Genomic DNA, 21765 nt, shown 5'->3' with positions numbered 1-21765 from the left:
CCGGCTACTGGCCGGCGGAGGGGGCGGTGGAGGGGCCGACCAGGGGGTCTGTTCGAGGGCTTGCCGGGGGGTCGGCTCGGACGTCGGTGAAGAGGCCCGCGAAGCGGGTGCGCAGCTCGCGCTTGAGCACCTTGCCGGTCGGCCCGAGCGGGAAGTCCTGAGGTGTGCGGGCGATCCGGACGGCGGCGAGCGCGGCCAGCCCGGCCGCGGCCAGCGCCTTGTTCGCCGCGTCCTGCACCTCCTCGGCGCCGGCCCCGGCGGCCCCTCCGGCCCCGGCCTGCAACCGGACGACGGCGACCGGGCGTTGTCCCTCACCGGGCGCCCCGGGCACGCCGACCACCGAGCAGTCCTGCACCAGGTCGGCGCAGTCGGCGAGCAGCACCTCCTCGATCGGCAGGCTGTAGACCGGGCCGTCGGCGGTGTCGATGACGTCCACCGTGCGGTCGAGGTGGTAGAAGCGGCCGTCGGGCGCGCGGCGGGCGACGTCGCCGGTGAGCCAGTAGCCGGCCAGCTCGAAGCTCTCGGTCAGCCGCCGGTCGTGCCAGTAGCCCGGGGTCCGGGAGGGGCTGACCACGCCGAGCAACCCGACCGTGCCGTCCGGGAGTTCGGTGCCGTCCTGGTCGAGCACGGCGGCCTTCAGCACCACCTCCAGCGGCCTGCCGACGCAGCGGTCGTCGCGGGCGCTCTCCGGGGTGGTCACCTGGCCGAAGAGCGCCATGCCCATCTCGGAGGAGCCCAGGCCGTCGACGAACTGCGAACCGGGAAGCGCGGGTCGGTCGGCCCGGTCCTGCGGCAGCAGCCAGGGGCGGATCAGCCCGGCCGGCCGCTCGCCGAGCGTCACCAGGCGGCGGATGTGCCCGTGGTGCGCGCTGTCACCGGTGTTGAACCAGGAGTGCACCCGGGCCGCGCCGCGGACCGGGAGTTCGCCGGTGGCCAGCTCGACGAAGGTCCGGGGGAAGGAGGCGACCATGGTCGGCTGGAAGGCCTCCATCACCGGCTCGACGACGGCGCGCCGCCAGTCGGACATCACCACGGTGGGCAGGCCGAGCAGCGTCGCGGTGAGGAAGTAGCTGAGCCCGCCGGCGTGGGTGTGCGGCATCAGCGACATCAGCCGGTCGTACGGCTCGGCGGGGAAGCGCTCCATCCGCGGCTGCTTGCCGTCCCAGAACTGGCGGTGCGCCAGCATCGTGGACTTGGGGGTGCCGGTGGTTCCGGAGGAGTGGATCAGCGCCACCACGTCGTCCGGGGCGTGCCGGTACGGGTGGCCGGCGGGCAGCTCGACGGTGTCGGCGTCGAAGGCCTGCACCTCGGCGGCCAGGGCGAGGAAGCGCGGGCGGCGGCCCGGGTCCTCGCGGTAGGCGGCGGCCAGCCGGGTGGGGTCGTCGGCGACCACGCCGACCACGCCGACGTGGTCCAGGTAGCGGACCAGCACGTCGTGCCGCATCGCGTCGTTGACCAGCGCGGGGACGGCGCCCAGCGAGGTCAGCGCGAGGAAGTGCAGCAGCGGTTCCAGCCCCTCGCCGACCACGACGCCCACCGGCTCGCCGGGGCGCACCCCGTTGGCGTGGTACCAGGCGGCGTAGCGGTCGCGCAGCGCGGCCAGATCGAGCAGGCTGTGGCCGCGCAGCACCACCTCGCCGCGGTGGTCGGTGCGGTGGGTGAAGACGGACGGGACGGCGCGGTGCGGGTTGGCCGCGAGGGCGTGGTCGAGGAAGTTGCCCGCGCCCAGGGCGGGTTCGGTCATCAGCCGCTGTCTGGCGGCGAGGGGCGCGATGGAACTGCGGTCGCTCATGGGGGTCTCCCGAAGGGGGGCCGGGCGCGGGTTCTCGTGGAACCGGCGCCGGGGAGGGGGAAAAGCCGGGGAAGGACGGGGGGTGGGGCGTCAGGCGTGGGTTCGGGGCGCGAGCGTCAGGAGTGGGCGTCGGACCCGGACGTCGGGCGCGGGTCTCAGGTATGGGCGAGGATGTCGGCGACGACCCGGTGGCCGGAGCGGATCGCGCCCTCCATCAGCCCGAAGTACGCGGTGCTGGTCTCGGTGCCGGCCCAGTGCACCCGGTGGTGCCGCGCGGTCAGCGCCGGGCCGAGCCGCGGCCAGTCGCCGGGCCCCAGCAGGGCGGCGTAACAGCCCTGGCTGTACGGGTCGTTGAGCCAGTCGGTGACGTGGCAGGCGGTCGGCTCGGGGAGCATCGGGAAGAGCTGCGCGGCCTGCCCGACGGCCGCGGCGCGTTGCTGCCGCGGAGTGAGGGCGGCGAAGCGGTGCGCCTCGGCGCCGGTGACGAAGCCGGTCAGGACGCCGATGCCGCTCTCGGCGGGGGAGTCGTCCACGGTGGAGAGCAGTGGCCCCCGGGCGTTGACCGACCAGCCGGACAGGCCGTGGTCGCGCCACAGCGGCGCCGGGTAGACCAGGTGGACCTTGACCGCGCAGCCGCGCGCGGTGCGCTCGCCGGCCCGTCGCACCGGCAGGCCGGGCCGGTAGTCGATCGCGTCGGCGAGCAGCGGCGGCAGCGCCATGACGGCGACGTCCGCGCGGTGTTCGCCGCGGTCGGTGTGCACGGTGACGGCGTCGGCGTCGGCGTCCTGGTGGACGGCCCGGACCGGCTCGCCCAGCCGTACCCGGCGGCCCAGGCGCTCGGCCAGCCGCTCGCACACCTGGTGGGCGCCGCCGGAGATCCGGTCCTGCTGGGCGCCGCCGGCGAAGGCGTTGAGGTAGCGCAGGCCGCCGCCGGAGCGCAGGTAGAAGGCGAGGTGGAGGACGGAGATGTCGGCCGGGTCGGCGGCCGTCATCTCACCCAGGAACAGCGGGAAGAACAGCCGGGCGTCGGGGTGGGTGAGGTGCTGCTCGGCCCACTCGGCGGCGGTGAGGGCGTCCAGGCGTTCGGCGTCCGGGGTGAGCCAGGGCGCCTCCGGCCTTACGGCGGCGGTGAGTTCGGACAGCCGGTCGAACAGGTCGCCGAGCGCGACGCCGTCGAGCGGCGGGAACCGGCCGTCGCGGGTCGTGGCGTCGGCGCTGCTGCCGTTGTGGTTGTCGTTGCCGCTGCCGAGCGCGAACCGGCTGGCACCGGACATCGTGGTGGGGGTGGTCTTGAGCCCCAACTCGTCCATCATGGCGAGGAGTTCGGTGTGCCGGTCGCCCAGGTAGGCGGCTCCGGCGTCGACCAGGACACCGGGGGCGGCCTCGATGCCGTGGGTGCGCCCGCCGACCCGGTCCCGGGCCTCCAGGACGGTCACCTCGAAGCCGTGCGCCGCCAGCCCGGTCGCGGCGGTGAGCCCGGCCAGTCCGGCGCCGACCACGACGGCGGTTCCTCCTGGCCGATGCGCGTCGAACTGCCGGCCGTCGAACGGGTAGTCGTTGAACGGGTGGTCGTTCATCTCGCGGCCGTGATTCTGCGCGCGAGCGCGGTGGGGGTGGGCGCGAGCAGGAACTCGTCGAAGGTGAGCTCGACGGCGTAGCCGCGCGCGACGGCGCTCAGCACCCGGGTGGCGATCAGCGAGTCGCCGCCGAGGTCGAAGAAGTCGGAGTCGGGCGCCACGTCGTCGCGTTCCAGCACGCGCCGGAAGACGGCCACCAGGTCCTGCGGGGTGGCGGGGGTGGTGAGGTCAGTGCTCAACGGAGGTCTCCTTCGACCTGTCGTGGGCGCCGTAGCGCAGGTGGCAGCCGGCCCGGTCGACCTTGCCGCTGGGGGTGTGCACGAGCCGGGGGACGACGGTGATCCGCCCGGGTACGAGGTGGCCGGGCACCCGGGCCCGCAGGTAGGACAGCAACTCGCCGGCCAGGTCCGGCGGGGAGGTGTGCCGCCGCGCCACGACGTACGCGAGCAGCGCGGTGCGGCCGGCCAGGGCGGCGCCGGTGACGGCGGCCGCGCTCACCTCGGGGTGGCCGGTGAGGTGCGCCTCGACCTCCGCCGGGTCCACCCGGACGCCGCGCACCTTCAATTCGCCGTCCAGGCGGCCCTGGTGGGTGAGCAGGCCGTCCGGGCCGCGGCTCACCCGGTCGCCGGTGCGGAAGTACCGCTCGCCGTCGACGGTGGTGAACCGGCCCGCCGTCGCCTCGGGCAGGCCGGGGTAGCCGAGCGCGAGGCCGGGCCCGCCGATCAGCAACTCGCCCTGCTCGCCGAGGCGTTCGATGACGTGCGGCAGGGCGTGGCCGATCGGTGCGCGGGCGGCCGGTGCGCGGTCGGCGCCGGGCCGGGCCGGTTCGCGGGCGAGCGGTCCGGACAGGTCGACGGCGTGGGTGATCTGGGTGGTCTCGGTGCAGCCGTAGGTGTTCAGCAGCCGGATCCGCCCGGTGTCCAGCCGGGCCCAGTCGTCCAGCCGGGCCGGTTGGACGGCCTCCCCGCCGATCACCAGGAGCCTGACGCAGGGCGGCAGTTCGGCCCGGTCGTCGACCAGGTGGTGGACGAGTTCGTGCCAGAAGGCGGTCGGCAGGTCCAGGACGGTGATCCGCTCGCGCTCGACCATCCGCAGGAAGCGCGGGAACGACCCGCAGTGCGCGTCGGGGTCGAGGACGAGGGTGGCGCCCGCGGTGAGTGCCGGGAGGATCTCCTCGAAGCAGGTGTCCCAGTTGAGCGACGCGAACTGGAGCACCCGGTCCTGGGGGGTGAGGTGGAAGAGGTCGCGCAGTGCGTGGGCCGTGGCCGCGACGGCCCGGCGGGGAGTGGCGACGGGTTTCGGCTGCCCGGTCGAACCCGACGTGAAGAGAATGTAGGCCGGATGTTCCGGGCCGCTTGCGGCACGGTCCGCCGGAGGGGTTCCGGGCGGTTCTCCGGGGAATTCCGAGAGGGCGGGTAACTCTACTAATCGAGCCTCGAGTTGGTGCTCCGCGACGGCTCCGCCGAGTATCGCCGTGCGGCAGTTCGCGGCCGTCGCCATGGCGTGTCGACGGGCCGCCGGGAATGCCGGATCGATCGGGCAGTACACGCCCCCGGCGGTCAGCACGCCGAGAAGTGCGACCACCGTTTCGGCCGTGTGGACGGCCGGCACGGAGACCGTGCCGGGGTCCGGTCCCAGGCGCCTGGCCAGGGTGTTCGCCAGCTCTGCGAGCCGGCCGTAGTCGAGGGTGCGCCCCCGCTGGACGATCGCGGGGTGCCGGGGATTGCGGCGTGCCATTTCCGTGAACGCGTGGATCAGGTCGGGAACGACCTGGAGGGTGTCCTGATTAATTGACATGGCCGCCCCAAATGATGCCGTCGAATGCTCATCCGTGCTCGGCGAACGGCGACTCTACCGTCGAACATGCGTGGCGACAATGGATGTTGAGAGCGTTCTTCGAAGGGGGCGTGCTTGACGTGTGAACCCGCCCGAGGACGTTCGGTCGTTCGAGTAGGGACGGCGTGCGCAAGGGGGCGGAGCGGCGTGGGCGAAGGCCCGGTGACGGCACGTCAGGAGCTGAGCGGGGCCTCCCAGGAGAGCCGGGTGCCGCCGCCCTCGGCGGGCCCGACCGTGAAGGCGCCGCCCACCCGCTCGGCCCGCTCGGCGAGGTTGCGCAGCCCGCTGCGCCGGCCGCCCTCGGGTACGCCCACCCCGTCGTCGGCCACCACCAGGGACACCCGCCCGGCGAGCGCCCGCAGCGTCACCTCCACCCGGCCCGCCCGCGCGTGCCGGGCGGCGTTGCTGAGCGCCTCGCCGAGGACGGCCACCACGTGGTCGGCCAGTTCCTGCGGCACGTCGGTGTCCAGCAGGCCCTCCATGCTCAGCCGGGGCGCGAAGCCGAGCGTCCCCTGCGCCTCGGCGACGACGCGGGTGGCGCGGGCGCGCAGGCCCCGGTCGGGCTCGCTGTGGGCGCGCAGCCCGAAGATCGTCGACCGGATGATCTTGATGGTCTCGTCCAGATCCGCCACCGCGCGGGCGACCCGGTCGGCGGCGGCCGGGCTGTCGATCAGCCGGCCCGCGCTCTGCAACGTCATCCCGGTCGCGAACAGCCGCTGGATCGCCAGGTCGTGCAGGTCCCGGGCGATCCGGTCACGGTCCTCCAGCAGCGTCAGCTGCTCGGCGTCGCGCCGCCGCTCGGCCAGCTCCAGGGCCAGCGCCGCCTGGTCCGCGAAGCCCAGCAGCGGCCCGGTCTCGTCCGGCCCGAAGGCCGGCTGTCCGGCGGCGCGGGCCAGCAGCAGCACGCCCCGCCCGTACCCCGCCCCGGTGCCCAGCGGCACCGCGACCGCCGGGCCCAGCCCGTCGAAGCGCCCCGCCGGGCCCGCCGGGTAGCGGGCGTCGCAGGCCAGGTCGTCGCTGGTCACCGGTGAACCGGAGGCGTACGCGGCGCCCGACAGCGTGCCGTCCACCGGCACCGTCACCCCCAGCCGCGCGGCGGGCGCCCCGCCCAGCGCGACCTCCACCGTCAGCTCCTCCGCCCGCTCCTGCGGACCGTCCAGCGCCACCGAGACGTCGGCCAGCTCGGCGCCGGCGATCTCCCCGGCCCGGCGGGCGATCAGCTCCACCACCTCCAGCCGGGGCGCGCCCGACAGCAGGCTGCGGCTGATCTCCGCGCTGGCCCGCAGCCAGCGCTGGCGCAGCTGCGCCTCCTCGTACAGCCGGGCGTTGTCGATCGCCACCCCGGCCGCGACCGCCAGGGTGGAGATCACCGCCTCGTCGTCGGTGTCGAAGTCCAGCCCGCCGCGCTTGTCGGTGAGGTACAGGTTCCCGAACACCTCGCCGTGCACCCGCACCGGCACCCCGAGGAAGGTGTGCATCGGCGGATGGTTCGGCGGGAAGCCCGCCGAGGCCGGGTGCTCGGACAGCACCGGGCAGCGCAGCGGCTGCGGGTCGCGGATCAGCTCCCCGAGGATGCCCCGGCCGGACGGCGGCGGGCCGATCTCGGCGATCTCCTCCTCGGACAGTCCCACCGTCAGGAACTGCGACAGCGAGTGCCCGTCCGGGCCGATCACTCCGAGCGCGGCGTAGCGGGCGTCCACCAGGTCGGCGGCGGCCTCGACGATCCGGTGCAGCGCCTGGGCGAGGTCCAGCTCCCGGCCGACCGCGAGCACCGCCTCCAGCAGGCTGTGCACCCGGTTCTGGGTGCCGCGCGCCGCGTCGATCCGCCACTGGAGCTCCTCCAGCAGCTCGTCCAGGCGCAGCCGGGGCATCCGCGCGCCGCCGACCGCCGCGCTGCCGTCCGCTCCGCCCACCGCTGTCCTCCTCGTACTCGCCCTGGCCCGTCCTCCACCCGCCGCCGGAGGGCGCCAGGTGCCGCCCGATCAGGGCGATTGCCGGATTCACGGTAGTGCCCGGGTGTCGGCACCCCACACGCCGGGGTGCGCCGTACGCTCCCACGGGCGGGCCTTTCGTCCCGTCGCCGAGGGGCCTGCGGCCTCTGTCGCGAGGCCCTGGCGGACCGCCAGGGTGGGAGAGGAGCGGACGGGCCGTCAGTGCGCACACCGTCCCCGCGCCGCCCCGCCAAGCGCCGACACAGTGGAGGAATCCTCATGACGCCATCCGTCCTGGCCGGGGTCGACGGCTCGCCGGAGAGCACCACCGCCGCCCTCTGGGCCGCCGACGAGGCGGTGCTCCGGGGCGCCCCGCTGCGCCTGGTGCACGCCTGGCCGTGGCTGACCGACGGCGTGGCCACCTTCGCCGAGCCCGACGACCTGCCGGCCGCCGCGCAGCGGGTGCTGGCCTCGGCCGCAGACGCGATCCGCGAGCGCCACCCCGACCTGGTGGTGCACACCGACGCCGTCCTGGACGCGCCGGTGGACGGCCTGGTCGCCGCGGCCGCGGACGCCGCCCTCCTGGTGCTCGGCTCGCGCGGCCTCGGCGGCTTCACCGGGCTGCTGCTCGGCTCGGTCGGCATGGCCGCGGCCGCCCGCAGCACGGTGCCGGTGGTCGTGGTGCGCGAGCCGGGCGCGCCCGACGGGGCCGGCGATGACGGGCCCGAGGTGCTGGTCGGCGTCGACGCGCACGCCCCGGAGGAGGAGGTGCTCGCCTTCGCCTTCCAGGAGGCCGCCCTGCGCGGCGCCCGGGTGCGGGCCGTGCACGGCTGGGACCTCCCGCCGGTCTTCGGCTACGCCGGCGGGGCCGTGCCGCCCACCGAGATCGCCCAACTGGAGGCGCTGGAGGCCAAGCTGCTCACCCTCGCCCTGGCCGGCCAGCGCGAGCGGCACCCGGACACCGTGGTGATCGAGGACGTCCGGCTCGGCTCCGCCCGCGGCCTGGTCGAAGCCTCCGCCGGCGCCGCCCTCCTGGTCGTCGGCCGCCGCCACCGCTCCCTCGACTTCGGCCCCCGCCTCGGCCGCGTCGCCCACGCCGCCCTGCACCACGCCCGGTCCCCGGTCGCCGTCGTCCCCCACCCCTGACCGACACCCCGGCGGCGCACGCTCGGAAAGCGGGCCCAGGCAACCCCTCACGAGTTCGAATCTCACCTCCTCGGCCGGCCGATGGCCCGGACCGCACAGCGGTCCGGGCCATCGGCGTATCCCGTCCGAGGAACCCAGGGGGGCGCCAACGTGCGCGGCGTCGCAGGCGTTCCGGCAGTGCTGGGCATCGCCGTCCACGCATCCCTTCCGCCTGGAACATGTCGAGATATACTTCAGACGCGAGTTGATATCAGGAGGTGCATCACATGAGCCGGACCGTGATCGACCTGGACGACGAGCTGCTCGCCGACGTGGCTCAGGCTCTCGGCACCAGCACCAAGAGGGAGACGGTCAACACCGCTCTGCGTGAGGTGCTGGAGAACAGGCGGCGAGCGCTCGCCCTCACACGGCTGCGTGCCGCGGCGGACGCGGGGGCCTTCGACCTGGAGATCTTCGAGGACAAGAGGAACTACCGCCGGTGAACGCGGCGCAATTCCTGATCGACACCAGCGCGCTCGCGCGCTTCATGCGCGGCGACGCCGAGCAGTACGGCTGGGACCAAGCCGCAGCGGCGGGCTTGGTCGCAAGCTGCCCCATCACCGAACTTGAGTTCTTCTACAGCGCGCGGACAGCGGCCGACCGCGCTCAGGGGATCGAGGACATGCGGCTGCTGTTCGGCTGGGTGCCGGTCGATGACCGCGCCTACGACCGCGCCTGGTACGTCCAGGGCATGCTGACCAAACGAGGTCAGCACCGCAGCGCCGGAGCCGTGGACCTGGTCGTCGCGGCCACAGCGGAACTGCAAGGCCTGACCCTTCTGCACCGGGACCGCGACTTCGAGTGCATCGCGAGCGTCACCGGACAGGCCCTCCAGTGGTACGGGCCGGAGGCCGGCAAATGAATCCGGTCCGTTCCGGTCCAGGACTGGGAGCCGGGAAAGGGGCCTGATCCTGTTCGAACCGCAATCTCGTGTTCTCCGCCTCCGCCCGACAGGCCATCGGCCGGGCCGGATCACGCCTCGACGGGGGGCGGGGCGTGATCCGGCCGGGGAGTTTCAGTTCGCCGGGGGTTCGGTCGGGCGGGGGCGGGTGCCCGGGGGGAGGACTTGGGCCCTGAGGTGGAGGTCCGGGCTGTGGCGGAAGCCGAGGGTGAAGTCCACCCACTGGCCGGCCCGGAGGGGTGGGGGGTCGGCGATCATCAGGTCGGCGTCCTCCGGGGCCATCGCCAGCTCGCCGCGGCCCGGGATCGGGAGGGCGGCCACCGGCTCCCAGCGGCCTGCGGCGCCCTGGTGGAGGTGCCGTTTGATCGTGATCCTGCCGCCGAACTCCCAGCTGGCGGAGGCCAGTTCGTCCGGTACGTCGCCCGGGTTGCGGATCGTGAAGAACGCCGCCGTGGCCGGGGCCGCGCCCGCCGTCGGCAGTAGCAGCCAGCCCGGGCCGGCCTCCACCGGCCGGGGCCGCCCGGCCCCGCCGACCGCCGTCCACCCGGTCAGCAGCACCAGCGTCAGCGCCGCCGCGCCCACCGGCGGGCCGACCACCCGCAGCCGTCCGATCGCGCTCGTCGCCGTGCTCATCGCCGCGCCCCCTTCCGGGCCGCCGAGGTGCCGCGCCCGGGCTGCCAGGTGCGCAGCCGCAGGCTGTTGCCGACCACCAGCAGCGAGCTGAGCGACATCGCCACCGCCGCCAGCATCGGGTTGAGCAGGCCGACGGCCGCCAGCGGGATCAGCACCACGTTGTAGCCGAAGGCCCACAGCAGATTGGCCCGGATCGTGCCGAGGGTGCGCCGGGCCAGCCGGACGGCGTCCACCACCGCCTCGATGTCGCCGCGCACCAGGGTGAGTCCGGCCGCGCCGATCACGGCGTCGCTGCCCGAGGCCAGCGCCACCCCGAGGTCCGCCGAGGCCAGTGCCACCGCGTCGTTGACGCCGTCGCCGACCACCGCGACCGTCCGCCCGGCGCCCCGCAGCTCGGCCACCACGGCGGCCTTGCCCTCCGGCGAGGCCGCGGCGTGCACCCGTTCGATGCCCAGCTCGCGCGCCACCGCCCGGGCCGCGCCCGGGCCGTCGCCGGTCAGCAGGACGGTCTCCAGTCCCATCCCGCGCAGCCGGTGGAGCGCCCGCCAGCTGCCCGAGCGCAGCGTGTCGCCGACGGCGAGCACGGCCGCGGCCCGCCCGTCCAGTTCGACCACCACGGCCGTGCGGCCGGTGTCCGAGGCGGCGGTGACCGCGTCCGCGAGGTCGGCGGGCAGCGGCTGCGCCGTGCCGTCCGGGCGGACCACCCGTATGCTCCGGCCCTCGACCACCCCGGACACCCCGACCCCGGTGGCGGCCGCGAAGCCGTCCACCACGGGGAGCGGACCGCAGCGCTCCCGCGCGGCCGCCGCCACGGCCCGCCCGATCGGGTGCTCCGAGCGGTGTTCCACCGCGCCGGCCAGCCGCAGCACCGCACCTTCGTCGAGACCTTCGTCGAGCCCCGAGTCGAGCCCTTCGCCGAGCCCAGAGCAGAAGCCCCGGGCGACCGTCACCGCCGCCAGTTCCATCCGCCCGGTGGTCAGCGTCCCGGTCTTGTCCAGCACCACGGTGTCGACCCGGCGCAGGCTCTCCAGTACCTCCGGGCCGCGCACCAGCACGCCCAGTTCCGCGCCCCGCCCGGTCGCCGCCAGCAGCGCCGTCGGGGTGGCCAGGCCCAGGGCGCACGGGCAGGCGACCACCAGCACGGCGACCGCCGCCGTCACCGCCGCCTGCGGGGCCGCGCCCGCGCCGAGCCAGAAGCCCAGCACGCACACCGCGCCCGCCAGCACGCACGGCACGAACACCCCGGCCACCGCGTCGGCGAGGCGCTGCGCCCGGGCCTTGCCGGCCTGGGCGTCCGCCACCAGCGCGGTGATCCGGGCGAGTTGGGTGTCGGCGCCGACGGCCGTCGCCCGTACCACCAGCGCGCCGCCGACGTTGACGGTCGCGCCGGCCACCGCGTCCCCGGGGCCGACCTCCACCGGCACGCTCTCCCCGGTCAGCAGGCTCAGGTCGAGCGCCGAACCGCCTTCGACCACCACCCCGTCGGTGGCCACCCGTTCACCCGGCCGCACCACGAACTCCTGCCCGGGCAGCAGCAGTTCGATCGGTACCAGGCGCTCCTCGCCGGTCCCGCCGTCCCGGACGCACACCTGCTTCGCGCCCAGTTCGGCCAGCGCCCGCAGCGCGGAACCGCTGCGCCGCCGCACCCGGCCCTCCAGCAGCCGCCCGGCCAGCACGAACAGCGGCACCCCGACCGCCGCCTCCAGGTAGACGTGCGCCGCGCCGCCGCCGTCCGCGGTCAGCGAGAACGGCATCCGCATGCCGACCTCCCCGGCGCCGCCGAACACCAGCGCGTACGCGGACCAGCCGAAGGACGCCACCACCCCCAGGCTGACCAGGGTGTCCATGGTGGCCGCCGCGTGCCGCAGCCCCTGCCAGGCCCGGCGGTGGAACCCGACCGACCCCCAGGTCACCACCGGGACGGCCAGCGCGAAGCAGACCCACTGCCAGGCGGGGAACTGCAGTGACGGCACCATCGACAGCACCACCACCGGGACGGCCAGCAGCGTCGTCACCAGCAGCCGCCAGCGCTCCGCCGGCTCCTCGTCCGGCAGCCCGACGCCCGCCCCCGCGGGCGCCAACTCGGCGGTGTATCCCGCTCGTTCGACGGCCGCCACCAGCTCTGCGACCGGCACCCCGGCCGGGTGCAGCACCCGGGCCCGACCGGTCGCCAGGTTCACCCCGGCCGTCACTCCGTCGATCCGGGCCAGCCGCTTCTCCACCCGGCCCACGCAGGCCGCGCAGGTCATCCCGCCGACCGCCAGATCGGTGCTCACCAGGGCCCCGGCATCGGCCCCCGCGACCGGGCTCATCGCATCCCGCCCATGTCGTGCCCGCCCATCCCGGGCGCCCCGGGCGACGCGCCGCCCCCGGGCGTCAGCCCCGGGGACACCGGGCCCGCCTGCCGTCCCACCGCGTACGCCACCACGAACACCACCACCAGCAGCAGGGCGAACCCCGCCAGCACACTCAAGGGCCGGACACCCGGCGACTTCGCACTCACCCCCCAGCAGTCGGACGGCGGGCGTGGTTGGTTCCCGTACGGTCCGAACCGGTGGGGACCGGTGGGAGCGCCCTGGCGTCGCGGGCCCGGCGAGACCCGTACGGCGGGCCTCGGGCCCGGATTAATTCGGATGACGCACCCGGTGTGACCAGGTAGCGTCCGGGACGGCGCCTCCCGATGCGCTGGGCCCCGGCTACTACCCGTCAACTAGGTGCCGGTGCCCGTGGTCGGGTTCCGGGAGGCGCCCATACGCGTTCAGCCCCGGGGTCGCTTCAGCCCGCCGCGCGGGGGCGTGGTTCGAGGGCCGGGGTTCGGGCGAATCCGCCCTCCGCGGAATCTGATCGTCATAAGATCCCTTCGTGTGCCGAAGACCGGCACCCGGCCTGGCCGCGCGCGCTCGCGCGGCCGGACGGATGGTCAACGCAGCGGGGAGTAGCGATGACACGTACGGGGAAGCGAATGCTGGCCGCCAGCGCGGCCGCCCTGGCGGCGGTACTGGCGGTCGCCGGGACGGCCGCGGCGCAGCCGGGCCCGGCTGCGGTCCAGAGCGGTATGGGCACGGGGGAGATCCTGCCGCACCCGGGGGAGACGGGCCTGATCTGGATCCCGGACTGGATCGGCGACGGCGGCGCGGTGACGGCCTCCGTCAACCCCTCGCAGCCCTTCACCGTGACGGTGGGTTGCCAGGGCGGCGGCTCGGTCCAGGTCCACGTCGCCGGCCTGGCGCCGGCCGACTTCACGGTCCAGTGCCCGGTCGGCGCGACCGGCATCGGCTCGGTGGAGATCCCCGCCCGGCCCGGCCGGGACCTCCTGTTCACGGTGACCGCCTCCGACCAGGCGATCCACTGGGGCATGTACGCCACCCAGGCGGACTGACCCCGCCGCGCGTCCCGGAACGGGTCCCGTTCGGTCCTGCCGCGCGCGACAGGACCGAACGGGACTGAACGGGACTGAACGGGACCGGCCCTAACGCCGCACGCTGCGCGGCCCGGTGACCGCCGCGCCCAGCGCGCCGACCCGGGCCCGCAGTTCGCGGTCGGCGGTGACGACCAGGCAGTCCCGCTCCGGCTGTTCGGCTCTGGCCGCCCGGACCAGCTCGACGATCCGGTCGTCACCGCTGCCGGCCGCCGCGACCACCCGCACCTCGGGCAGCCCGTCCACACCCCGGGCCGCGCCCTCCACGACCAGCACCACCTCCAGCGGCCCGGGCCGCTCCGGCAGGCCCTGCCCGGCGACGGCGACCAGCGCGTCCCGCAGCCGCTCGGCGGCGCCCCGTCGATCCCGCCACCACCCGTCGGGCACCGACCCGACCACGTTGGCCGCGTCCACCACCAGCAGCGGCAGCCCGCCCCGGGCCCCGTCCGCGTCCCTGTCCTCCATGGCCTCTCCCACGCCCTTGCTCGTCACGCCTTTCCCCGGGCCGGGCCGGCCCGGCGAGTGACCGGGGCCCCCGCCAGCCGGGTGGCGCGTCAGGTGAGGGTGATCCGGATGCCGACGGTGCCGCGCTCGCCGCGGCGCAGGCGGCTGCCGAGCAGGGTGAGCACACCGAGCAGGCCGTACTTCTGGCGCAGCAGGGTGCGGTAGGCGGCGGTGCGTTCGGGGCTGAGGATCTCGGCGGTGGCGGGGTACTGCTCGCCGGTCGGCCGGCCCTTGACGTCGCAGGGGCCCACCAGGACGTCCGCGCGGTTGCGGATCCGCTTGACCTTCCAGGAGTCGGCGACGGTCCAGACGCCGAGCGCCTCGCCGTCGCGCACCACCCACACCGGGGTCGGCACGGTGGTGCCGTCCTTCTTGTAGGTGGTGACGAGCAGGTAGCTCCCGGAGGAGAGGCTGACGATCCGGGCGAGCCGGTCGGAGGAAACGGGGTCGGGCGTGGTCATGGCCGGAAGTCTAGGGCGTGCCTGACCAGGGCCCGGGCCCGGCGGGCCAGCCCGCGGTGGCCGTGCCCGCCGAGGGCGGTGGCGCCCGGGTCGGGGAGCGCGGCCGGGTCGGCGGCGAGTGCGGCGCGGCGGCGGGCGGCGGTGCGCCCGGCGGCCCACAGGGCGAGGACGGCGCCGAGTGCGATGGCCGTCCAGGCGGCCGGGGCGAGGCCGGGGTCGTTGCCCCGGACGGCCTGCGGGTGGGCCTGGCCGGCGATGGCGGCGGGGGCGGCGGAGGAGGCAGCGCCGGCCCGGCCGGTGATGGTGGCCGGGTGGGCGGCGGCGGTGTCCTCCACCAGTTGCCCGACCGGCTGGACCTTGCCGGCCGCCGCGAAGCCCCAGTCGAGCAGTTCGGCCGCCTCGTCGTAGACCCGGGTCTGGGTGTCCGGGTGCATCACCGTCACCAGCAGCGTGCGGCCGCCGCGCTGGGCGGCGCCGGTGAAGGTGGCGCCCGCGTTGGTGGTGTAGCCGTTCTTGACGCCGATCAGGCCCTGGTACTTGCCGAGCAGCCGGTCGGTGTTGGCGATGTCGAAGCTGGTGCGCTGCCCGGTGAGCTTGTCGAGTCCGCCGGGGAAGTGCGCGGTGCGGGTGGAGCAGTAGGAGCGGAAGTCGGCGTTGCGCAGCCCGGCGCGGGCGAACAGGGTGAGGTCGTAGGCGGAGGAGACCTGGCCGTCCATGTCGTAGCCGTCGGGGGAGACCACCTTGGTGTCGCGGGCTTGCAGGGCCTGGGCGCGGGCCTGCATCTCGGCGACGGTCTGCTGGAGGCCGCCGTTCATGTGCGCGAGGACGTGGACGGCGTCGTTGCCGGAGCTGAGGAAGACGCCCCGCCAGAGGTCCTCGACGCGGTACGGCAGGTCCTCCTTGACGCCGACGAGGCTGCTGCCGGCGCCGACGTTGGCCAGTTCGGCCGTGGTGACCTTGTGCTCCGTCGTGCGGTCGAACTTGGGCAGCACGGTGTCCGCGAAGAGCATCTTCAGGGTGCTGGCCGGGGGGAGCTGGAGGTGGGCGTTGTGGGCCGCGAGGACCTCGCCGGTGCCGGCGTCGGCGACCAGCCAGGACCGCCCGGTCAACGTGGGCGGCAGCGCGGGCGCCCCGGCCAGCGGAGCGACCTGGACGGCGGACCGGCCGAGCCGTTCGCCGCCGATCGCACCGGCGGCGTCCTGCCCGGGGGCGGTCGGGGCGCCGGCGGCGAGCATCAGGGCGGACACCGCGGCGGCCGCCGCCACTCTGCTGACATGCTGTGGCATCTGCTGCACACGGCGAACGTACCCGGGGCGCGGCCGGGCCGCCGCGCCTGCTGCTCCGTCCGGACCCCGGGCGGGTACGGCGGTCCGGACCCCGGGCGGTACGGCACCGGGACGGCCGGGCGGCGGGCGGGCGGCGACCGGCGGCTCCGGGACGGCCGGCGGAAGCCGCCGGGACGACTTTGGTCATCCCCGGGTCGCGCCGAAAGTCGGATTCCCGGGCGCCGGGAGCTGCCTAGGCTCGGGGCATGAAGACGCTGCTCGGCTATCTCGGTTTCGTGCTGATCCTCGGCGGCGGGTCCGGCCTGGCGGCGGACTGGCTGGGGGGCTTCCGGCTGTTCGGCTTCGTCCGTTTCCTGGTCCCGGACGGCCATGAGACCGCCGGGTACGCCACCCTGCTGGTGCTCGGCATCCTGCTGGCGATCCCGGCGGCCCGCCGAGGCTGATCAGCGGCTCAACCCGAGCCCTGATCCGCACCCCGACCGGCACCCCGACCGGCACTCTGATCAGCCCCCGCCCCCGAGGCCGCCACGCCGTCGAGCAGGACGGCGAGCCCGGTGCGGAAGGCCGCCCGGTCGCGGTCCTGCGGCGTGCCGTCGGCGGCGCCCTGGAGGGCGGTCAGCAGGGGGAAACGCTCGGTGAAGTCCGGTGCCAGTTCGGCGAGTCGGGCGGACCGGGCGGTCCACCAGTCCTCGTCGGCGATGCCGGTCGCGGCGGCGGCGCCGCGTGATTCGGCGGCCACGGCGGCCGTGCCGCGGACGAACTGCCAGAGCGCCGCGACGACGCCGTGCAGCCGCGGGGGTGCGAGGGCGGCCGGTTGCAGGGCACGCAACAGGCTTTCCATGGCGGCGAGTTCGGCCGGTCCGAGCACCGGGCGGGCCTGCGATACCTGGAGGATCCAGGGGTGGCGCAGGTAGCAGGCGTACAGTTCCTCGGCCCAGGCGGTGACGGCGGGGCGCCAGCCCTCCAAGTCCGCGACGGAAGGCCGCAGTTCGCCGAGCGCCCGGTCGTGCATCAGGTCGAGGAGTTCGGCCTTGCCCGGGACGTAGGTGTAGAGGGCCATGGCGGTGCGGCCGAGCCGTTCGCCGACGGCGCGCATCGAGAGCGCGGCCATGCCGTCCGCGTCGGCGACCGCGATGCCGGCGGAGACGATCGCGTCGACGCTGAGGCCCGGTTTGGGGCCGCTGCGCCCGGTGCGCGGTTGCGGTGGTGCGCCCCAGAGCAGGGACAGGGACCGGTGGGCGTCGCCCTGTCCGGCGTAGACGACCATGCAGCAACTCCTTATGGCGTAAAGTATCCTCGGCCACGACAACTCTTTATGTCGTAAGGTTATCAACCGAAGGGGTTTTGCGATGACACTGCCCGTCACCTTCGTCGAGGTCGTCGAGGTCCGCCGGATCACGCCGCGCACCGCCCGGGTCACCTTCGAGGCCGAGGCCCTGGCGGACTCCGTGGGCACGGCGCCCGACCAGCAGGTGAAGCTGTGCTTCCCCCGTCCCGGCCAGGCGGTGCCCGAGCTGCCCGCGCAGAGCGAGGACCCGATGAGCTGGTACCAGGCGTACCTGGCGATCCCCGAGGCGGGGCGCCCGCTGCTGCGCAGCTTCACCCTCCGGCGCCGGCGGCCCGGCACCCGCCTGGTCGAGATCGACTTCGTGCTGCACGGCGACACCGGTCCGGCCGCCGCCTGGGCGGAGCGCGCGGAGCCGGGGCAGCGGCTCGGGATGGTCGGCCCCTCGGCGCTGTACGCCCCGCCGGTCCCGCTCGCCGAGGCCGCCGCCGCTGCCGACTGGGTGCTGCTGGCGGGGGACGAGACGGCGCTGCCGGCGATCGCGACGCTGGTCGAGGCGCTGCCCGCCGGGGTGCGGGCCCTCGCGTTCGTCGAGGTCGCGGACGAGGCCGAGCGGCAGCCGCTGGAGAGCCGTGCCGAGCTGGCCGTGCACTGGTCGGTCCGGGGCGGGGCGGCCCCCGGGGTCGTGCTGGCCGGGGCCGTGCGGGCCGCCGCGCTGCCGGCCGGCGCGCCGTTCGCCTGGCTCGCGGGGGAGGCGGGCGCGGTGCGGGCGCTGCGCCGCCACCTGGTGGCGGAGCGCGGCGTGCCGAAGCGGTCGATCGACTTCACCGGGTACTGGCGCCACCGGCTGACCCAGGACGACGCGCCCACCGCCGAGGATCTGGCGGACGCCCAGGAGCGATTGGCCGCCGGCTGATCGGGTGCTGATCGCTCGGTGGCCGGGGGATTCCGGCCACCGGGCGTCGGTGTGACCGCGCGCCCGTTCTGTCATGTCCGGTTTCAGGGTGGGTCCGGGGGGAAGGGTGTGTGGCGGTGCTGACGGTGTGTCCCAGGTGGCGGTGGTCCGCCACTGTCCAGAGTTCGCCACCGATTTTTTCCGACCGGGATCGGACAGTTCCGACCGGGTCTGGTCAGCGAAAAGGGGCGGACATGGCCCGATTTCTGCCGTGAATTTTACTTTCTGATGGTCTTTTTTACTTTCTAATGGGGATTTCCCCCCTTGTCGTGGTCGTGTCGGATGCGCTGGAATGCGACCGCTGTCGGGACGCGCGGTCCGGAGCAACCACGCGTCCGACCTGGATTCGCGTACGCTGGGCCGCGCAACCTGACGTCTCATCAGACGAAAGGATGTCCATTGATCGGCTGGCGGAAATCCCAGCTAGCAGCTGCCGTCACGGTCACCGCCGCGTCCATGGTCCTGACCTTCGGGTCCAGCGCCAACGCAGCTCCGCTCCCGGACCCGCAGAACGCCCCCGTGGCGTCCGCGGACGGGACCCCGGTGCCGGTGATCGTGATTCTCAAGGACCAGATAGCGGACGCCCCGGCCGACAACGGCCACCTCGGCGCCCGTAAGCAGAAGGCCGCGAACGCCCAGGCGCCGCTGCTGGACAAGGTCAAGGCCAACGGCGGCACCAACATCAAGAGCTTCGTGGTCGGGAACGCGTTCTCGGCCACGGTGAGCCCCGCGCTGCGTGCCGCGCTGCTGGCCGACCCGGCCGTCGCCTCGGTCGTCGCGGACGAGCAGGTCACCGTCACGCCGCCGGCCGCCGGCAAGGCCGCGGCCGCGAAGGACGCCGCGGACACCAAGTCCGGTGCCAAGTCGGCCAAGGCCGCCGCCCCGCAGGCCGTTTCGGGCAGCAACGGCCAGGGCGCCGAGCAGAACGCGACCAACACGATCTGCCCGTCCGACCCGTCCCAGCCGCTGCTGGAGCCGGAGGGCCTCTACTCGACGCACGCCGTCGGCGCCGACGGCAAGCCCGGCGCGGCCGACCTGGCCACCGGCAAGGGCGTCAAGGTCGCCTACATCGCGGACGGCCTCGACCCGAACAACCCGGACTTCATCCGGGCCGACGGCTCGCACGCGGTCGTCGACTACCAGGACTTCGCGGGCGACGGCGTGGACGCGCCGACCGGTGGCGCGGAGGCCTTCGGCGACGCCTCGGCGGTCATCGCCCAGGGCCGCCAGGTCTACGACGTCTCGAAGTTCGTGAACGCCTCCCGCGGTCTGCCGGCCGGCTGTAACATCCGCATCCGCGGCCTCGCCCCGGACGCCTCGCTGGTCGCCCTGCGGGCCGGCGGCGAGATCATGTCGAACTCGTCGATCCTGCAGTCCATCGACTACGCGGTCTCGGTCGCCAAGGTCGACGTGCTGAACGAGTCCTTCGGCGGCAACGTCACTCCGGACAGCGGCGCGCACGACACCATCTCGCTCTTCAACGACCAGGCCGTCAAGGCCGGTGTCACCGTCTCCGTCTCCACCGGCGACGCGGGCATCAGCGGCACCATCGGCACCCCGGCCACCGACCCGAACGTGATCGCGGTCGGCGCCTCGACGGACAACCAGAACTACCAGCAGACCGGCTACGCGGCCGCCCAGTTCTCCAACAAGACCTGGAGCAACAACCGCATCTCCGCGCTCTCCTCGGGCGGCTTCACCCAGGCCGGCCGCACGGTCGACCTGGTCGCGCCGGGCGAGTCGGACTGGGCACTCTGCTCGCCCGACACCAGCAAGTACACCGACTGCACCGGCTACAGCGGCCAGGGTTCGCCGATCCAGTCGTTCGGCGGCACCAGCCAGGCCGCGCCGTTCGTCACCGGCGCCGCGGCCCTGGTCATCCAGGCCTACCGCGACACCCACAACGGCCAGTCGCCCGCCCCGGCGCTGGTGAAGAAGTTCATCACCGGCACCGCCCAGGACCTCGGCGTCCCGGCCGAGGAGCAGGGCGCCGGCCTGCTGAACGTCCGCGCCGCCGTCGAGGCCGCCCGCGGCTACCACGCCGGCTCCGGCGCGTCGGACAGCAAGACCGTCGTCGTCACCACCGGTCAGGTCGACATCGCCGGCAACCCCGGCTCGACCCACACCGCCGACGTGACCGTCACCAACACCAGCTCCGCCCCGCAGACGGTCAGCGGCGCGACCCGCACCTTCGTGCCGCAGTCGAGCAACCAGCAGACCGTCCAGCTGGACACGGCCTCCACCGACACCTTCAAGTACGCCACCAACGGCGCCACCTGGGTGCAGAAGCAGGTCAAGTTCACCGTCCCGGCCGGCGCCGACCGCCTCGCGGCGTCGATCGCCTGGCAGGGTGCGGCCAGCCCGGTCACCAACGGCTCCGTGGTCCGCATGACGCTGCTCGACCCGTCGGGCCGCTTCGAGACCAACACCCGTCCGCAGGGCGGCGCCACCCCGGCCGACTTCGGCCTGGTGGACGTCCCGCACCCGGTGGCCGGCGAGTGGACCGCCGTCCTGTACACCCCGGCGGGCAAGGCCGGCTACAACGGCCCGGTCCAGCTGGGCACCGCCACCCAGCGCGCGGTGCCGGCCGGCGCCGTCAGCCCGAGCGTCGCGGACCTGAAGCCGGGTGAGACCAAGACCCTCAAGGTCCAGCTCACCACCCCGGGCACCAGCGGCGACTCCAGCCAGGCGATCACCGTCGCCAGCTCCAACGGCACCGCCACCAGCGTTCCGGTCGTGCTGCGCAGCCTCGTCCCGGTCAACCAGGGCAAGGGCACCTTCACCGGCACCATCACCGGTGGCAACGGCCGCAACGCCTCGCCGACGCAGAGCTTCGCGTACGCCTTCGACGTCCCGAAGGGCCAGAAGGACCTGCGGGTCGGCGTCACCGTCGCCAAGGACCCGAAGCTGCTCATGCAGGGCGCGCTGATCAGCCCGAACGGCACCCCGATCGACATCGAGGGCAACGGCCTGCTCGACGCGCAGGGCAACCTGACCGGCACCACCGCCGGCGTCTCGGCCACCACCGTCAACCCGGCCGCCGGCCGCTGGCGGTTCGTCCTGAACGTGCTCGGCCCGGTCAGCGGCCAGGAGCTCGCCCAGGACTTCGCCGGCACCGTCGCGTTCAACCAGAACGTCGCCACCGCCGCCGGCCTGCCGAACGACCCGCACGCCAAGCTGGCGGCCGGCAAGCCGGTCACCGTCCAGGTGAACTACACCAACAACACCGTCGCCACCCAGAAGATCTCGGCCGACGGCCGCCTGGACCGCCGCACCGACATCCCGCTGGTGCCGCAGGGCGCCTCCGCGACGGTCACCCTGCCGCTGAGCCTCACCTCCGCGGTGCCGTCCTTCCTCGTCCCGCCGGGCACCGACCAGCTGAAGGCGGTGGCGGCCTCCTCGACGCCGGCCCACCTGGAGCTGTCCGGCACCACCGGCTCGCCGGACCTCTTCGGCGACCTGAAGAAGGCCCAGGACGGTTCGACCATCTCGGTCGTGACCGACAACGGCAGCGCGTCGCAGCCGGTCCTCCCCGGCGTGTGGGGCACCTTCCTGCAGCAGGTCGGCCCGTTCGGCACCGCCGGCGCCCCGGCCGGCACCGCCACTATCACCGCGACCGCGCACACCCAGGCGTTCGACCCGGCGCTGACCTCCAGCACCGGTGACCCGTACGCCCTGGCGGTCAACGCCTCGGCCCCGGCCGCCAACCCGGTGACCGTCCAGCCGGGCGCCAGCGGCTCGCTCCAGGTCACCGTGACCCCGACCGGTGCGAAGGGCAGCACCGTCCACGGTGTGCTGTACCTGGTGTCCGCCCCCAGCTCGGTGGCGACCGCCAACAACACCCTGGGCACCACCGGTTCGGTGCTCGCGGCGATCCCCTACAGCTACACGGTGAACTGACCTTCCATCACCACGCCGAGGCCGTCCCGGAGTTCCGGGGCGGCCTCGGCCGTTCTCCCCGGGGCGGCGGGAATGCCCCGCGCCCCGGCGGTGTTGCGCCG

General features: G+C 74.6%; 19 protein-coding genes. 7 read left to right on the top strand and 12 right to left on the bottom strand.

The annotated features are described in order from the left end of the window. Positions 1-4 precede the first annotated feature (4 nt). The 5 genes from ACIO9K_RS13600 to ACIO9K_RS13580 form a co-directional block, all read right to left on the bottom strand. Positions 5-1792, bottom strand: coding sequence for a class I adenylate-forming enzyme family protein (locus ACIO9K_RS13600; RefSeq protein WP_400329479.1), 1788 nt, complete (start codon positions 1790-1792; stop codon positions 5-7). A 155-nt stretch (positions 1793-1947) separates the two neighbouring features. Beyond that, positions 1948-3369, bottom strand: coding sequence for a flavin monoamine oxidase family protein (locus tag ACIO9K_RS13595; RefSeq protein WP_400329476.1), 1422 nt, complete (start codon positions 3367-3369; stop codon positions 1948-1950). Then, a complete protein-coding gene (locus ACIO9K_RS13590) occupies positions 3366-3608 on the bottom strand; it encodes a phosphopantetheine-binding protein (RefSeq protein ID WP_063346173.1) in 243 nt (80 codons plus the stop codon). The genes ACIO9K_RS13595 and ACIO9K_RS13590 overlap by 4 nt, the downstream gene beginning before the upstream one ends. Next, entirely contained in the window at positions 3598-5166 is a 1569-nt protein-coding gene (locus ACIO9K_RS13585) for an AMP-binding protein (protein WP_400329472.1), read from the bottom strand. Before ACIO9K_RS13585 ends, ACIO9K_RS13590 begins: the two co-directional genes overlap by 11 nt. Positions 5167-5378: 212 nt before the next feature. Further along, entirely contained in the window at positions 5379-7076 is a 1698-nt protein-coding gene (locus tag ACIO9K_RS13580) for a GAF domain-containing sensor histidine kinase (RefSeq protein ID WP_363629897.1), read from the bottom strand. Between the two features lie 339 nt (positions 7077-7415). Between ACIO9K_RS13580 and ACIO9K_RS13575 the strand changes: the two genes are divergently transcribed. The 3 genes from ACIO9K_RS13575 to ACIO9K_RS13565 all read left to right on the top strand — a co-directional run bounded on the left by ACIO9K_RS13575 (position 7416) and on the right by ACIO9K_RS13565 (position 9183). Then, positions 7416-8282: a universal stress protein gene (locus ACIO9K_RS13575; RefSeq protein WP_400329469.1), complete on the top strand. Its 867-nt coding sequence runs from the start codon at positions 7416-7418 to the stop codon at positions 8280-8282. Positions 8283-8548: 266 nt separating this feature from the next. Continuing rightward, entirely contained in the window at positions 8549-8764 is a 216-nt protein-coding gene (locus tag ACIO9K_RS13570) for a type II toxin-antitoxin system VapB family antitoxin (RefSeq protein WP_363584741.1), read from the top strand. Next, a complete protein-coding gene (locus ACIO9K_RS13565; protein WP_363584743.1) occupies positions 8761-9183 on the top strand; it encodes a PIN domain nuclease in 423 nt (140 codons plus the stop codon). Before ACIO9K_RS13570 ends, ACIO9K_RS13565 begins: the two co-directional genes overlap by 4 nt. 153 nt (positions 9184-9336) lie before the next feature. On the opposite strand, the gene ACIO9K_RS13560 is transcribed toward ACIO9K_RS13565, so the two are convergent. The 3 genes from ACIO9K_RS13560 to ACIO9K_RS13550 are packed head-to-tail and all read right to left on the bottom strand — an operon-like array spanning position 9337 to position 12328. Then, positions 9337-9855, bottom strand: coding sequence for a copper chaperone PCu(A)C (locus ACIO9K_RS13560; protein WP_400329464.1), 519 nt, complete (start codon positions 9853-9855; stop codon positions 9337-9339). After that, entirely contained in the window at positions 9852-12167 is a 2316-nt protein-coding gene (locus tag ACIO9K_RS13555; RefSeq protein ID WP_400329462.1) for a heavy metal translocating P-type ATPase, read from the bottom strand. The genes ACIO9K_RS13560 and ACIO9K_RS13555 overlap by 4 nt, the downstream gene beginning before the upstream one ends. Further along, the gene (locus ACIO9K_RS13550; protein ID WP_350879799.1) at positions 12164-12328 is read right to left on the bottom strand and encodes a hypothetical protein; all 165 of its coding nucleotides are present in this window, start codon (positions 12326-12328) and stop codon (positions 12164-12166) included. Before ACIO9K_RS13550 ends, ACIO9K_RS13555 begins: the two co-directional genes overlap by 4 nt. Positions 12329-12817: 489 nt before the next feature. Here ACIO9K_RS13550 and ACIO9K_RS13545 point away from each other — a divergent pair, with 489 nt between their 5' ends. Continuing rightward, positions 12818-13234, top strand: a complete 417-nt coding sequence (locus tag ACIO9K_RS13545) for a hypothetical protein (protein WP_363625445.1) — start codon at positions 12818-12820, stop codon at positions 13232-13234. Positions 13235-13324: 90 nt separating this feature from the next. Here ACIO9K_RS13545 and ACIO9K_RS13540 read toward each other — a convergent pair whose 3' ends face one another. From ACIO9K_RS13540 to ACIO9K_RS13530, 3 genes are all read right to left on the bottom strand, one after another. Continuing rightward, positions 13325-13738 carry an NTP pyrophosphohydrolase gene (locus ACIO9K_RS13540; protein WP_400329458.1) on the bottom strand — a complete coding sequence of 138 codons (414 nt, stop codon included), beginning with the start codon at positions 13736-13738 and terminating at the stop codon, positions 13325-13327. Between the two features lie 89 nt (positions 13739-13827). Then, positions 13828-14238, bottom strand: a complete 411-nt coding sequence (locus ACIO9K_RS13535) for a PPOX class F420-dependent oxidoreductase (protein WP_363625447.1) — start codon at positions 14236-14238, stop codon at positions 13828-13830. Then, complete coding sequence (locus tag ACIO9K_RS13530) at positions 14235-15524, bottom strand: D-alanyl-D-alanine carboxypeptidase family protein (RefSeq protein WP_400329607.1); 1290 nt, start codon at positions 15522-15524, stop codon at positions 14235-14237. Before ACIO9K_RS13530 ends, ACIO9K_RS13535 begins: the two co-directional genes overlap by 4 nt. Positions 15525-15769: 245 nt before the next feature. Between ACIO9K_RS13530 and ACIO9K_RS13525 the strand changes: the two genes are divergently transcribed. Then, positions 15770-15967: a hypothetical protein gene (locus ACIO9K_RS13525; RefSeq protein WP_363373336.1), complete on the top strand. Its 198-nt coding sequence runs from the start codon at positions 15770-15772 to the stop codon at positions 15965-15967. 8 nt (positions 15968-15975) lie between these two features. Here the strand turns inward: ACIO9K_RS13525 and ACIO9K_RS13520 are convergent, their stop codons facing one another. Beyond that, the gene (locus tag ACIO9K_RS13520; RefSeq protein ID WP_363625449.1) at positions 15976-16791 is read right to left on the bottom strand and encodes a TetR/AcrR family transcriptional regulator C-terminal domain-containing protein; all 816 of its coding nucleotides are present in this window, start codon (positions 16789-16791) and stop codon (positions 15976-15978) included. Between the two features lie 82 nt (positions 16792-16873). Between ACIO9K_RS13520 and ACIO9K_RS13515 the strand changes: the two genes are divergently transcribed. Further along, positions 16874-17725 (top strand): siderophore-interacting protein, encoded by an 852-nt coding sequence (locus ACIO9K_RS13515; protein WP_400329453.1) that lies wholly within the window; start codon positions 16874-16876, stop codon positions 17723-17725. Between the two features lie 588 nt (positions 17726-18313). Further along, entirely contained in the window at positions 18314-21664 is a 3351-nt protein-coding gene (locus tag ACIO9K_RS13510) for a S8 family serine peptidase (protein WP_400329450.1), read from the top strand. The last annotated feature ends 101 nt before the right edge of the window (positions 21665-21765 follow it).

Origin of the sequence: Kitasatospora sp. NPDC087271, from assembly GCF_044744605.1 — a bacterium.
Taxonomy (GTDB): domain Bacteria; phylum Actinomycetota; class Actinomycetes; order Streptomycetales; family Streptomycetaceae; genus Kitasatospora.
Note: the sequence above shows the minus strand (reverse complement) of the source record. Positions and strands in the feature narration are given on the sequence as shown.

Bases quoted from the DNA above. Each gene is read 5' to 3' on its own strand.
- ACIO9K_RS13600 (WP_400329479.1), bottom strand. From the start codon at position 1,792: ATGAGCGACCGCAGTTCCATCGCGCCCCTCGCCGCCAGACAGCGGCTG.
- ACIO9K_RS13595 (WP_400329476.1), bottom strand. From the start codon at position 3,369: ATGAACGACCACCCGTTCAACGACTACCCGTTCGACGGCCGGCAGTTC.
- ACIO9K_RS13585 (WP_400329472.1), bottom strand. From the start codon at position 5,166: ATGTCAATTAATCAGGACACCCTCCAGGTCGTTCCCGACCTGATCCAC.
- ACIO9K_RS13580 (WP_363629897.1), bottom strand. From the start codon at position 7,076: ATGCCCCGGCTGCGCCTGGACGAGCTGCTGGAGGAGCTCCAGTGGCGG.
- ACIO9K_RS13575 (WP_400329469.1), top strand. From the start codon at position 7,416: ATGACGCCATCCGTCCTGGCCGGGGTCGACGGCTCGCCGGAGAGCACC.
- ACIO9K_RS13570 (WP_363584741.1), top strand. From the start codon at position 8,549: ATGAGCCGGACCGTGATCGACCTGGACGACGAGCTGCTCGCCGACGTG.
- ACIO9K_RS13560 (WP_400329464.1), bottom strand. From the start codon at position 9,855: ATGAGCACGGCGACGAGCGCGATCGGACGGCTGCGGGTGGTCGGCCCG.
- ACIO9K_RS13555 (WP_400329462.1), bottom strand. From the start codon at position 12,167: ATGAGCCCGGTCGCGGGGGCCGATGCCGGGGCCCTGGTGAGCACCGAT.
- ACIO9K_RS13545 (WP_363625445.1), top strand. From the start codon at position 12,818: ATGCTGGCCGCCAGCGCGGCCGCCCTGGCGGCGGTACTGGCGGTCGCC.
- ACIO9K_RS13540 (WP_400329458.1), bottom strand. From the start codon at position 13,738: ATGGAGGACAGGGACGCGGACGGGGCCCGGGGCGGGCTGCCGCTGCTG.
- ACIO9K_RS13535 (WP_363625447.1), bottom strand. From the start codon at position 14,238: ATGACCACGCCCGACCCCGTTTCCTCCGACCGGCTCGCCCGGATCGTC.
- ACIO9K_RS13530 (WP_400329607.1), bottom strand. From the start codon at position 15,524: ATGCCACAGCATGTCAGCAGAGTGGCGGCGGCCGCCGCGGTGTCCGCC.
- ACIO9K_RS13525 (WP_363373336.1), top strand. From the start codon at position 15,770: ATGAAGACGCTGCTCGGCTATCTCGGTTTCGTGCTGATCCTCGGCGGC.
- ACIO9K_RS13520 (WP_363625449.1), bottom strand. From the start codon at position 16,791: ATGGTCGTCTACGCCGGACAGGGCGACGCCCACCGGTCCCTGTCCCTG.
- ACIO9K_RS13515 (WP_400329453.1), top strand. From the start codon at position 16,874: ATGACACTGCCCGTCACCTTCGTCGAGGTCGTCGAGGTCCGCCGGATC.